General features: G+C 74.4%; 10 protein-coding genes and 1 pseudogene. 7 read left to right on the top strand and 4 right to left on the bottom strand.

Annotated features, from left to right (window positions below; translation table 11 throughout):
* Nucleotides 1–23: 23 nt before the first annotated feature.
* Nucleotides 24–1,058 carry a 2,3-diaminopropionate biosynthesis protein SbnA gene (sbnA, locus tag AB0K09_RS06885; RefSeq protein ID WP_366064232.1) on the bottom strand — a complete coding sequence of 345 codons (1,035 nt, stop codon included), beginning with the start codon at nt 1,056–1,058 and terminating at the stop codon, nt 24–26.
* Between the two features lie 138 nt (nt 1,059–1,196).
* On the opposite strand from sbnA, the gene sbnB reads away from it, so the two are divergent.
* Nucleotides 1,197–2,195: a 2,3-diaminopropionate biosynthesis protein SbnB gene (sbnB, locus tag AB0K09_RS06880; protein ID WP_366064231.1), complete on the top strand. Its 999-nt coding sequence runs from the start codon at nt 1,197–1,199 to the stop codon at nt 2,193–2,195.
* 79 nt (nt 2,196–2,274) lie between these two features.
* On the opposite strand, the gene AB0K09_RS06875 is transcribed toward sbnB, so the two are convergent.
* The 3 genes from AB0K09_RS06875 to AB0K09_RS06865 form a co-directional block, all read right to left on the bottom strand.
* A complete protein-coding gene (locus tag AB0K09_RS06875; protein WP_366064230.1) occupies nt 2,275–2,928 on the bottom strand; it encodes a DUF4097 family beta strand repeat-containing protein in 654 nt (217 codons plus the stop codon).
* 88 nt (nt 2,929–3,016) lie between these two features.
* Nucleotides 3,017–4,855: a BTAD domain-containing putative transcriptional regulator gene (locus AB0K09_RS06870; RefSeq protein ID WP_366064229.1), complete on the bottom strand. Its 1,839-nt coding sequence runs from the start codon at nt 4,853–4,855 to the stop codon at nt 3,017–3,019.
* A gap of 230 nt (nt 4,856–5,085) precedes the next feature.
* The gene (locus tag AB0K09_RS06865) at nt 5,086–5,697 is read right to left on the bottom strand and encodes an ATP-binding protein (RefSeq protein WP_366064228.1); all 612 of its coding nucleotides are present in this window, start codon (nt 5,695–5,697) and stop codon (nt 5,086–5,088) included.
* A 216-nt stretch (nt 5,698–5,913) separates the two neighbouring features.
* Between AB0K09_RS06865 and AB0K09_RS06860 the strand changes: the two genes are divergently transcribed.
* The 6 genes and pseudogenes from AB0K09_RS06860 to AB0K09_RS06835 form a co-directional block, all read left to right on the top strand.
* On the top strand, nt 5,914–6,696 hold the full coding sequence (locus tag AB0K09_RS06860; protein WP_366064227.1) for a hypothetical protein: 783 nt from the start codon (nt 5,914–5,916) through the stop codon (nt 6,694–6,696).
* A gap of 98 nt (nt 6,697–6,794) precedes the next feature.
* The gene (locus tag AB0K09_RS06855; RefSeq protein WP_366064226.1) at nt 6,795–7,568 is read left to right on the top strand and encodes a YcnI family protein; all 774 of its coding nucleotides are present in this window, start codon (nt 6,795–6,797) and stop codon (nt 7,566–7,568) included.
* Between the two features lie 140 nt (nt 7,569–7,708).
* Complete coding sequence (locus tag AB0K09_RS06850; protein ID WP_366064225.1) at nt 7,709–8,359, top strand: SCO family protein; 651 nt, start codon at nt 7,709–7,711, stop codon at nt 8,357–8,359.
* Nucleotides 8,356–8,847: a copper chaperone PCu(A)C gene (locus AB0K09_RS06845; RefSeq protein ID WP_366064224.1), complete on the top strand. Its 492-nt coding sequence runs from the start codon at nt 8,356–8,358 to the stop codon at nt 8,845–8,847. The genes AB0K09_RS06850 and AB0K09_RS06845 overlap by 4 nt, the downstream gene beginning before the upstream one ends.
* A 7-nt stretch (nt 8,848–8,854) precedes the next feature.
* On the top strand, nt 8,855–10,915 hold the full coding sequence (locus tag AB0K09_RS06840) for a copper resistance protein CopC (protein ID WP_366064223.1): 2,061 nt from the start codon (nt 8,855–8,857) through the stop codon (nt 10,913–10,915).
* Nucleotides 10,915–11,205, top strand: a pseudogene (locus AB0K09_RS06835) (deferrochelatase/peroxidase EfeB); the annotation flags it as partial. The gene AB0K09_RS06840 and the pseudogene AB0K09_RS06835, both read left to right, overlap by 1 nt.
* Nucleotides 11,206–11,274 lie beyond the last annotated feature (69 nt).

The following is an 11,274-nucleotide window of genomic DNA, read 5'->3' as shown; positions in this document are numbered from 1 at the left end:
TTTCTCGGGTGGCTCTGGGTGGCTCAGGCCGCGGCGGCGGCCATGGGGCGGGCGGCGGGGTCGTCCGCCAGGGCGGCCTTCCACAGGTGGGACACCTCGCCGAAGTGTTCGCCGACCCAGTCGTCGGAGTACACCGTGTCGATGTAGCGGTCGCCGCCGTCGGGGAAGATCAGGACACAGTTCGAGCCGGGCGGGATGCGGTCCCGGGTCTTCTCCAGCGCGGCGAGGGCCGCCCCGGAGGAGCCGCCGGCGAGGATCCCCTCGCGCAGCACGAGCTTGCGGCAGGCGACGACGCAGTCGAGGTCGCCCACGTGCACGACCTCGTCGGCGGCCGCCGGATCCAGCAGCGCCGGGGGAACGGACGCGCCGTGCCCGGGGATGAGCCGCCGGGTGGCCGGCTGCGGGCCGAAGATGGCGCTGCCGATCGCGTCCACGGCCACGACCGTGGTGTCCATGGAGCTCTGCTCGATGTACTCGGCGCAGCCCCGCAGCGTGCCGAAGGTGCTCACCGGGGAGAACAGGTAGTCGACCCGTCCGTCCAGCGCCTCGGCGATCTCCCGCATGGTCTCGCGGTGGGCCTGCGGGTTGAGCGGATTGGCGTACTGGTTGGGCCAGTACGCGCCGGGCACGGTGGCGACGAGCTCCCGCACCCGCGCCAGGCGGGCGGCGAGGTACTCGCCGGTGACCGGGTCCGGGACGTCCACCATCTCGACGCGCGCGCCGAAGGCGGACAGCAGGGCGAGGTTCTGCCGGGTGGTCTTGGCGTCGACGACGCAGATGAACTCGATGCCGAAGTACTTGCAGATCTGGGCGATGCCGATGGCGAGGTTGCCCGAACTCGACTCGACGACGACCGAGCGGCCCGGCACGAGTTCGCCCGCGCGGATCCGCCCGAGCAGCATGCCGAGGGCGGACCGGTCCTTGATGCTGCCGCCGGGGTTGAACCGCTCCATCTTGGCGAACACACGGAAGCCGGAGTCCGGGAAGACATTGCCGAGTTCGACCAGCGGGGTGTTCCCGATGGCGTCCAGAATCCCCTTGAGCACGGGACGGCTCATACGGATGCCCTTCGCTAGGAATCGAATCGATGTGTGGATCCCAAGCTCGGGGCGGCGCCTATGCGCCTTCTATTAGAGACCGGGTATAGGCGCCCGGGTCAGGGTGCGCCGCGTAACCGATCTGGAGAGGAACCACCCATGCTGATCCTTCGGCGATCCGATGTGACGCAGACCCTGGCCGGCCGCGAGGCGGAGATCATCGAGCTCGTCGCCGAGGCGTACCGGCTGCACGACGAGGGGAGGACCGCGGTCCCGCACTCGATCTTCCTGCGCTTCCCCGAGGAGGACCACGCCCGCGACCGTGTCATCGGCCTGCCCGCCTACCGCGGCGGCGAGCGGCCCGCGGCCGGCATGAAGTGGATCGCCTCCTGGCCGGGCAACGTGGCGGCCGGCATGGAGCGCGCGAGCGCCACCGTCGTCCTCAACTCCCTGGAGAACGGCCGTCCGACGGCCTTCCTGGAGGGCTCGGTCATCTCCGCCAAGCGCACCGCGGCCAGCGCCGCGCTCGCCGCCCGCGTCCTCACCGAGCAGGCCCCGCCGTCCGGTGTGACCCTGATCGGCTGCGGCGTGATCAACCTGGAGATCCTGCGCTTCCTCGCGGCCGCGCTGCCGGGGCTGCGGGAGGCCGCGCTGTACGACAAGGACCCCGCGCGGGCCGCGTCCTTCGCCGAGCTCTGCGCCGCGGAGGTGCCCGGTGTGAAGGCGACCCCGGTGACGGACCTGTCCGGGGCACTGGCCGGTCACCCGCTCGTCTCCCTGGCGACCACCGCCGCCGAGCCGCACCTGGACCTGTCGGACTGCGCGCCGGGCACCACAGTGCTGCATGTGTCGCTGCGCGACCTGACGGTGGAGACGATCCTCGGCGCCGACAACATCGTCGACGACGCGGACCACGTCTGCCGCGAGCGCACCTCGCTGGACCTCGCGGAACAGCGCACGGGCGGCCGCGACTTCGTGAACGCCTCCATCGGCGCGCTGCTGCGCGGAACGGCGGTGCTGGAGCGTCGGCCGGACCGGCACGTGGTGTACTCCCCCTTCGGTCTGGGTGTCCTCGACATCGCCCTGGCGGAGTACGTCCGGGAACGCGCGGAGGACGAGGGCCGGGGCGTCCGGGTGGACGACTTCCTGGCGAGCTGAGGCACGACACGCCTCACCGGCGCGGCTCGCCTCCCCCTACGGGGCGGAGGCGGGCCGCGCCGTCGTTCACGGGGAGGGCTCAGGCCACGGGGATGACGGAGATCCGGCCGCCGTCCGAGCGCGCCCTGACCTTGTGGGCGGACGAGGGGTCGGTCTTGACGCCGACCTTCTGGTCGCCGCCGCCCGTGGCGGCGTCGACCGCGTAACTGCCCTCCGGTACGCGCAGGGTGACGTTGCCGCCGGAGCTGTCGACGTCCACCGAGTCGGGTGCGGCGGCGAAGCCGGCCTTGACGCTGCCGCCGTCCGAGCGCGCGGTGAGCTTCCCCGCCACACCGCCGTCGACCGTGATGTCACCGCCGTCGCTCTGCAGGGTCGCGGCCAGCGCGCTCGGCACCTCCACCCGGTAGCTCACCTCGCAGGTGGAGCCGCCGATGCCCCCGCCGCCGCAGTCGGAGGGGCCGGTCAGGACGAGCTCGCCGCCCTCGGTCTCGTGCCGGGTCTTCGGCTTGTCGTCGCTGTAGCGCAGCGTCTCGGTGACCTTGACCGTGCTGCCGCTTCCGGTGACGACGTCGATCGCGCCGCCGGACGTCTTCACGCGCAGCGAGGTGATCCGCCCGTCGACGGTGTAGGACGAGGACTCGGTGGTGGGGCTGCCGCAGCCGGAGAGCAGGGCTCCCCCGGTGACGGCGGCGGCGAGAACGGCGAGGGCTTTGGCGCCGGGGCGTGCGGGCATGGTGCGGCCTCCTGTGGGGCGGGGGATCGGGGGATCGGGGGGCGGACGGGACGACGGGGTGTGCGGCGGGGTGTGCGGCGGGCCGCGCTCAGGCGGTCATGGCGCGGCGGACGCGCGTGGGGAGCGGCCGGACGGACGAGGTCCCGGCCGGCCGCTGCGGCAGGGCGGCGGCGAGCAGCAGCACGAGGTCGTGGCAGCGGTAGAGCGGCAGGCCGGTCGCGTCGAGTCCCGGCATCTCCAGCAGGCGGGCGTCGACCAGCTCTTCGAGCGCCGTCTCCGCGGCGCTCTCCCCGAGGCCGAGCGCTGCCGCCGCGTCCAGGGCGCGGAACGGCCGTGTGCCGAGCGCCGGCAGCCCGCGCAGCACGACCGTGCCGCGCGGCGACAGCCGTTCCAGGGACTGCCGCAGGCTCGCCTCCACGGAGAGCTCGCCGGCCGTGAGCTCGCGCAGCCGCCCCTCCGGGTCGGCCAGGCGGCGCGCCAGCAGCCGCACCGGCCAGTGCGGGCGCGCGGCGAGCCGGGCCGCGGCGATCCGCACGGCGAGCGGCAGCCCGGCGCAGTGGGCCACGATCTCGCGGGCGGCGCCCTGTTCGGCGGCGACGCGCTCCGCCCCGGCGCCGGCGGCGAGCAGGGCGAGGCCCTCGTCCTCGGTGAGGGGCCCGAGGACGACCGTCTCGACGCCCGGCGTGGCGACGAGGTGGGCGCGGCTGGTGATGAGGACGGCGGCCCCGTCGCCGGCGGGCAGCAGCGGGTCGACCTGGAGGTCGGACACGGCGTTGTCGAGGACCACGAGCAGCCGCTTGCCGGAGCTGAGGGTGCGGTAGCGCCGGACGAGCTCGGCGAGGTCGTCGCGCTGGTCGCCGGCGGTGTCCCCGAGGGCGCGCAGCAGCGGGAGCAGCAGCTCGCGCGGGTCCTTCGGGGTGCCGTCCGGCCGGGACAGATCGGCGTACAACTGCCCGTCGGGGAAACGATTCCGCGCGATGTGGGCCGCCCGGAGAGCCAGGGCCGACTTGCCGGATCCGGCCATGCCAGTGATCAGGAACCGCCGGGACCGTCCCGCCCTGTCGTCGTCGAGCGGGGCGAGCAGCGCGCCGAGCTCCCGCCGGCGCCCGCAGAAGTCGTGGTTGTCGGCCGGCAGCATGGCGGGCACCGGCCGGTCCCGCAGGACTGCGGTCCGGCCGGCCGGCTCGGCGCTCTGGTCCAGTTCTCCGTGGAGGACGGCGAGATAGGTCCGGTGGAGGAGGGATCCGGGGTCCACGCCGAGCTCGTCGGCGAGCACCTTGCGCCCGCAGTGGTAGACGGCCAGCGCGTCACCCTGCCGGTCGCACCGGTAGAGGGCGGTCATCAGCTGGGCCCGCAGCCGCTCCCGGACGGGGAAGGCGTTGACCAGTCCCGTCAGCTCGGGGACGATCTGCCGGTGGCGGCCGAGGGCCAGATCGGTCTCGATGCGGTCCTCCAGCGCGCCGGCCCGGGCCTCCTCCAGCCGCGGCAGCTCGCTCTCGGCCAGGAACTCGGTCACGTTCGCCAGCGCGGTTCCGCGCCACAGGGCGAGCGCCGCGCGCAGCCGCTCGTCGGCGTCCGTGTAGCGGCGCTCCTTCAGGGCCCGGGCGCCGTCCTTCGCCAGCCGCTCGAAGTCCACCAGGTCGATCACCGGGTTCTCGGTGTGCAGCGCGTACCCGGCCTGGCCGCGCGGCAGATCGGCCTCCGCGCCGAGCAGCCCGCGCAGACGCGAGATGTAGGTGTAGATCTGGGCGTTCATGGTCGCCGGGGGGTTGAGGCCCCACAGCGCCCAGCTCAGCCGGCTGTCGGAAACCATGCGGCCGCGGGCCAGCACCAGCGAGGCGAGCACCGTGTGGATCTTCGTGCCCGCGAGCGAGACGGGCCCACCGCTGTTTCTGGCCACCACCGGCCCGAGTAGCTGAAATTCCATGACTCCCCCGTGACACCGAATGACCGGCTCTTTCCGGCCAGAGCCATTCTTGGCGCGCTTCGGGGGCGAACACGGCGGATCAGCAGGTCAGGAAGTTGCGGCGGCAGGACTCTGCCAGGGATCGGGCCCCCGGGGCCTCGGGAGCTGTGGGACACGCGTGTCCGGAACGAGCCGGCCCGGAGCCCTGGGTGCCGGTCCCTGGGTGCCGAACCTGGGTGCCGGTCCCCGGGTCAGGACGCTCTGAGCAGGGCCGCCGCCGGCGGGGCGCCGTCGCGCCACTTGAGGATCTTGTCGAAGCTGACCACCGAGCCCTGGTGACCCGGCCGGTTGTGGACGCGGACGTGGTCCGTGAGCGAGGCGATCAGGAAGAGGCCCCGGCCGTGCTCCTCGTGGGCCGGGGCGGGGGTGCGGGCGCGGACCTCGAAGGAGTCGGCGGACCCGGCGGAGCCGGCGGCGCCCAGGGTGTCGACGGTGCGGGACGTGCCGCCCGCGCGGGCGGCGCCGGACGCGCGGGGCGCGGTCGGGGTGCGGGAGCCACGGGCGGCCCGGGCGGCGGTGCGGCGGCGTGCGGGGCGCCGCGGGGAGCCGGCGAAGCCGGGGCCCGAGTCGGTGACCTCGATGCGGCACGTGTCCCCGTCGATGAAGGCCGTCACCCGGTACGCCGTGTCGGCGTCACCGCCGTGCTCGACCGCGTTCGCGCACGCCTCGCTGAGCGCGACCGCCAGCTCGTACGAGGTCTCGGGGTCGACGCCCGCCGTCTCCATGGCGCCGATGAGCAGCCGCCGGGCGAGCGGAACGCTCGCGGCCTCGCGCCGCAAGTGGAGTGACCACCAAATGCTCATGCTCAGCCTCCTGGCTGCGGCTCGACATACCCCTACGTATAGCCACGGGCCGCCGCGCGTAAGCCTGGCGGGCGTGTGAGACCGCTCATTCGGCGGATGGCCCGCGCCCATCCGGCGGTGTAAGGCGGAGGTACTCCGGAGTACGACGCGGAGGTGACGGATCCGGCGACCCCTGCCGTAGGGAACGCGCGCCTCCGGTGGGATGATGGCGCAGCCATGCCTCACCCCGTCCCGCGCGCCGGCGCGGATCTGCGACTGATACGGGCCGCGGTGTTCACCGCGGTCTGTGTCGCGCTGTCCGCGGGCGGGCACGTGCTGGCGTCCTGCGCGGGGGTCCCGCTGTGGACGCTGGTCGCCGGGTTCACGGCCGTCTTCGCGGTGGCCGCGCCGCTGGCCGGGCGGGAGCGCTCGCTGCCGGGCATAGCGGCCGGGCTGGCCGCCGGCCAGCTGGGCCTGCACGCGCTGTTCGGGCTCGGACAGCGCAGCGCGGAGCTCGCCGGGCAGCAGGCCCGTTCGGAGGGCCGCCTGATCAACTTCGCGGGACAGCTGGTCTGCAACCAGCCGCGCCCGCTCTCCCCCGCGCAGGCCCGCCAGGTCGTCACGGACGCCGGCCTCGGCCCGGCCGCGCAGCACGCGGCGGGGATGACGATGCCGGCGAGCGGCCACCCGGTCGCCCTCGACCACCTCTTCCCGGCGTCGCTGCCGATGCTGCTCGGCCACCTCCTGGCCGCCCTCGGCATCGGCTGGCTGCTGCGGCGGGGCGAGGCCGCGCTCTGGCGCCTGGTCCGGCTGTCGGCGCGCGGTGCCGCCGGGTTCGCGCTGATCCGCGCGCTGCGGTCCGCGCTCGCGCTGGTCCGGGCGTGGTGGCACGGCGACCGGCCGGTGGCCGGCGCGGTCGTGCGGCGGGCCGACGCGGAGGACGAGCGTCCGGCGCGGGAGCCGGCCCTGCGGGACGTGGTGGTCCGGCGCGGCCCGCCGCGCCTCGCCCTCGCGGCCTGACGACGCGACGCACTCCGGCGCCTGGAGCGGGAGGGCGGTCGCGCCGCGTCCGCGCGCGCCCTCACCTTCCGCCCCTCCTCCTCGTGGAGTCTTCTGCCATGTCCAAGAACGCGTCGCGTCTTCGTCCCTCCTCCGCCCTCCTGCGCCGGCTGCCCGTCGTCGGCGGTGTGGCCGCCGGCAGCCTGCTGCTGGTCGCCGGCCCGGCCTTCGCGCACGTCTCCGTGCAGCCGGGCACGGCCGAGAAGGGCGGCTACAGCACCATCGCCCTCAAGGTGCCGAACGAGAAGGACAACGCCTCCACCGTCCAGCTGGAGCTCGACCTCGACCCCAAGCACCCGCTCGCCTCGGTGATGCCGCAGCCCGTGCCGGGCTGGGACGTCAAGGTGGAGAAGTCCAAGCTCGACAAGCCGCTGGAAATGCACGGCAAGACGATCACCGAGGCCGTCACCAAGGTCACCTGGTCCGGCGGCAAGATCGACCCGGGCCAGTTCCAGCAGTTCGCGCTGTCCGTCGGCCAGCTGCCCACCGACGCCGACGAACTGGTCTTCAAGGCGCTCCAGACGTACTCCGACAACGACGTGGTCCGCTGGATCGACGCGTCGAAGCCGGGTGGCGAGGAGCCCGAGCACCCGGCCCCGACCCTGAAGCTCGTCGACAAGGGCACCCTGAACGGCGGCGCCGCCGCCAAGCCGGACGCCAAGGCCGGCGCGAAGGACGCCAAGGACGCCAAGGACGAGAACGCCGCGGCCAAGGACGACCAGGGCGACGGCACCGACACCACCGCCCGGGTCCTGGGCATCGTCGGCATCGTCGTCGGCGTGGCCGGCGTCGCCTTCGGCGTGGTCGCCGGGCGCCGCCGCACGGCCGCCTGACGCACGGCCCGACGCACCAGGCCGGACCGGCGGACCCGCGCCCACCGCACGTACGCCCCTCCCCGCGCGCCCGTACCCGTACGGGCGCGCGGGCGGGCCGCCGGTCCCGCACCACCGAACGACCCCTGGAGACCCCCTCCATGCGCAACAAGATCCTCGGCGCGGCGCTCGCCGCCGTCGCCGCGCTCTCCCTCACCGCCTGCGGCGGAGGCGACGGCGGCGACAAGCCGGCGGCCGACGTGTCGGCCGAGTCGCCGAAGCAGGCCGCGATCACCCTGGACAGCCCGAAGCCCAAGCCCGACCTGGTGCTGACGGACACCTCGGGGAAGAAGTACGAGCTGGTCAAGGAGACCAAGGGCCACCCGGTCCTGCTCTACTTCGGCTACACCTACTGCCCCGACGTCTGCTCGACCGTCGTCGCGGACCTGGCCGCCGCGGCGAAGAAGCTGCCCGAGGCGGACCGGAAGAACCTGCGGACCGTCTTCGTGACGACCGACCCCGAGCGGGACACGCCCGAGCGGATGCGCGCGTGGCTCGACGCGCAGGGCGGTCAGGACATCGTCGGTCTGACCGGCGACTTCGACACGATCCAGGCGGCGGCCAAGCCGCTGGGCATCCTGGTCGAGAAGGCGAAGAAGGAGAAGGACGGCTCGATCACCGTCAGCCACGGTGCCGAGGTCGTCGGCTTCTCGCCGAAGGACGACGCCGGCCACTGGATCTACACGTCCTCGACCACGGCGGACCAGTACGCCAAGGACCTCCCGAAGATCGTCAAGGGGGAGAACCCGTGACCCGGCCCGTCCTGCGCAGGACCACCGTCGCCGCCGCCGTGGCACTGCCCCTCGCGCTCGCGGGCGGCCTCGTCCTGGTCACCGGCTGCGACTCCGCCAAGGGTTCGGACAAGCCGGAGCTGTCCGTCAGCGGCGCGTACCTGCCACAGCCGGCGATGCCCGACATGGCGGCCGCGTACTTCACCGTCAAGAACGACGGCGGCAAGGCCGACACGCTCACCAAGGTCACCACCCCGCTCTCGGCGGACGTCACCCTGCACACCACCGAGGGCTCGCAGATGAAGCACACCGAGCAGCTGGACGTGCCGGCCAGGGGCGAGCTGACGCTCGCGCGCGGCGGCACGCACCTGATGCTCGGCAAGCTCGACCACAAGCCGCAGGTCGGCGAGAAGGTCGAGTTCACCCTGCACTTCGCCACCTCCGCACCGATCAAGATCAAGGTGCCGGTGGAGGCTGCCACGTACCGTCCCACCGTCCCCAAGGACTGACGTTGCGATGAGGACCCCGACCGCCCGGACGGCCCGCCGTGTGCTGCCGCTGCTGGGCACCCTGCTGGCCGCGTTGCTGTGCACGCTGACCCTCGGCGCGGGCACCGCGTCGGCGCACGCCGCGCTGACCTCCACCGACCCCGCCGACGGCTCGGTGGTGCCCACCGCACCGGCCCGGGTCACGCTCACCTTCTCCGAGGGCGTGCTGCTGGGCGCCGACGCGGTCCGGGTCCTCGATCCGCGGGGCGGACGCGTCGACGAGGGCCGCCCGGCCCACGTGGACGGCAGGTCCGACACCGCGACGGTCGCGCTGCGCGCCGGCATCGCCAACGGCACCTACACGGTGGCGTGGCAGGCGGTCTCGGCGGACAGCCACCCGGTGGCCGGGGCCTTCACCTTCTCCGTCGGCGCGCCCTCGCAGACGACCGTGAAGGTCGAGGGCGTCACCAAGACCACCGACCCTGCGGTCGAGACCTTCTACGGCATCGGCCGGTACGCCGCCTACGGCGGCTTCGTGCTGCTGGTCGGCGGCTGTGCGTTCGCCGGGTTGTGCCGCTCGTCGCGGCCGGTCCAGCGGGTCGCGGTGGCGGGCTGGACCACGCTGTTCGGCTCCACGGTCGCGCTGTTGCTGCTGCGCGGCGCGTACGCCGGCGGCAAGGGTCTGGGTTCGGTCCTCGACCTGGCGCTGCTGGGCGACGCGCTGTCGACCAAACCGGGCGCGGCGCTGCTGTCCCGGCTGCTGCTGCTGAGCGCGGCGGCGGTCTTCCTCGCGGTGCTCTTCGGCACGTACGCCGGGGAGGACGGCGGCGAACGGGGCCCGGACCGCGGTGCCGACCGCGACGCGCCGGCCCGGCGGCGGGACCTGGCCTACGGGCTGGGCATCGGCGGCACGATCGTGGCGGCCGGTCTGGCGGCGACCTGGGCGATGGCCGAGCACGCCTCGGCCGGCTTGCAGACATGGCTGGCCATGCCGGTCGACGTCGCGCACCTGCTCGCCGTCGCGGTCTGGCTGGGCGGCCTGGTGGCACTGCTGGCCGTGCTGCGGTCCGGCGAACCGGTCCGGCGCGCGGCGGTGGAGCGCTTCTCCCGCATGGCGTTCGTGTCGGTGTGCGTGCTGGTGGCGACCGGCGTCTACCAGTCGTGGCGACAGGTCGGCTCGTGGGGCGCGCTGACGGACACCGAGTACGGGCAGCTGCTGCTGGTGAAGGTCGGCCTGGTCGGTGTGATGGTGGCGCTCGCGTTCTTCTCGCGCCGCTGGACGGGCCGGCTCGCCGACCGCGCGGGCAAGGCGGCCAAGGCGGCCAAGGCGCCCGCTGCCAAGACGAAGGCGGCGGCGGGGACGGTGCCGGCGGGAACGGTGCCGGCGGGGAAGGTATCGGCAGGGAAGGTGTCGGCGGGGAAGGCCGTGCGGTCCGCCGCTTCGGCGGACCCCTCCGGCGCGTCCGGTTCCGCGAGCTCCTCCGGGTCGTCCGGCTCCGCCGACTCGGTGCGGGCCGCGCAGCTCGCCCGGCAGCAGGCCGCGCGGGCCAAGGCCGCCGGCCGGCGGGAGCGCGACGCGGATGCGAACCGCACCGGCCTGCGCCGCTCGGTGCTCGCCGAGGCGGCCGTGGCCGTCGCCCTGCTCGCGGTCACGACCGTGCTGACCGGCACCCAGCCGGGCCGCGCCGAGACCGAGCAGCGCCAGGCGGCCGGCTCCCGCACCCAGGCCCCGGGCCCGGCCCGCTCCGGCCCGGCCGAGGTCGAGATCGCCTACGACACCGGCGGGGCGAACGGGCGCGGCACTGCGGTCGTCACGCTCGACCCCGGGCGCTCCGGCGCGAACGCCGTCGACGTACGGCTGGTCGACCCCTCGGGCAAGCCGGTGGACGTGCCCGAGCTGGGCGTCGCGTTCACCGAGCAGCAGAAGAAGATCGGCCCGCTGCGCACTACGCTCGTCCGTCAGTCCGCCGGCCACTGGCGGGCCGCCGGCTTCCAGCTGCCCATGGCGGGCGAGTGGCAGCTGACCCTGACCGTACGGACCTCCGACATCGACCAGGTCACCGAGCTCGGGAACGTGAAGATCAACTGATGGCCGAAGCAGATTCCGGGAACACCCACCTCTCGCGGCGGCGGCTGCTCGGCACCGCCGGTGCCGTCGGCGCGGCCGGACTGGTCGCGGGCGGCGCGGCGGGCGCGTTCGCGGCCGGCGCGGTGCGGGGCGAACCGGCGCCGCTGACGGGCGTGGGCAGCACGGCCGTGCCGTTCCACGGCGCGCACCAGGCGGGCATCACCACACCGGTGCAGGCGCACGGACACCTGATCGCCTTCGACCTCGCCCCCGGCGCCGACCGCAAGGCGGCGGCCGCGCTGCTGCGCCGCACGGCCTCGCCGACGGTGGGGTCGGCGGCGGTGGTGATGGCCTGGCTGCCGGCGCCGTAGAGGTCCACC

Origin of the sequence: Streptomyces sp. NPDC049577, assembly GCF_040675635.1 — a bacterium.
In the GTDB taxonomy this organism is placed as follows: Bacteria; Actinomycetota; Actinomycetes; order Streptomycetales; family Streptomycetaceae; genus Streptomyces.
Note: the sequence above shows the minus strand (reverse complement) of the source record. Positions and strands in the feature narration are given on the sequence as shown.